The 803-nt window shown below is 48.7% G+C and carries 1 protein-coding gene; it reads left to right on the top strand.

The annotated features are described in order from the left end of the window. Nucleotides 1–218 precede the first annotated feature (218 nt). Nucleotides 219–803: peroxiredoxin (locus tag MLE19_RS22835; protein WP_240720614.1), on the top strand; the 585-nt coding region annotated here is incomplete at its 3' end.

Raw genomic sequence — 803 nt, 5'->3', positions numbered from 1 at the left:
AGCCAACAAGGGAATTGATACCAATTCCATGGTGCTACCTCATATCATGTCCATTTTAGCGCCATAAGAATTTTAAGGCTTACAGTTGCTTTAAGGTCAACCTTTATTGGCAAATTATTTGCCTCCTACCGAACTGCAAATATTACACATCAAGCTTGACCTTAAAGTTGACTTCAAAGTTATGGTGGCTACTCAATGAATAACATGAGGACATTTCCATGGCGCTACAACTGGGCGAGACAGCACCAAACTTCACGATCGAATCTACACAAGGTACGGTCAACTTTCATCAATGGCTTGACGACAGCTGGGCGGTGCTGTTCTCGCACCCCGCTGATTTTACGCCAGTATGCACCACAGAACTGGGCGCGTTTGCCAAGCGAAAGCTCGAATTCAACCAGCGAGGAGCCAAACTGGTTGGGGTTTCGGTGGATCCACTTAGCTCTCACCACGACTGGGCGAGGGATATTGAACAGACTCAGGGCGCAGCTCTGAACTACCCCTTGCTGGCTGACGAAGATCAGGTGGTGGCGAAGCTGTATGGAATGATTCACCCGAAAGCCGACCCTAAACTGACGGTGCGTACGGTCTTCATCATCGATTCTGACAAGAAAATTCGTCTCACTTTGACGTATCCACCCAGCACAGGACGTAATGTCGACGAGATACTGCGGGTTCTTGATTCGCTGCAGTTAACCGACAAACACAAAGTGGCCACGCCCGTTAACTGGCAAAACGGTGACGATGTCATCATCTCGCCATCGCTATCAAATGATGACGCCAAGCAACACTTTCCCGAAGGT

The organism is Vreelandella neptunia, assembly GCF_022489065.1.
In the GTDB taxonomy this organism is placed as follows: domain Bacteria; phylum Pseudomonadota; class Gammaproteobacteria; order Pseudomonadales; family Halomonadaceae; genus Vreelandella; species Vreelandella neptunia_A.
Note: the sequence above shows the minus strand (reverse complement) of the source record. Positions and strands in the feature narration are given on the sequence as shown.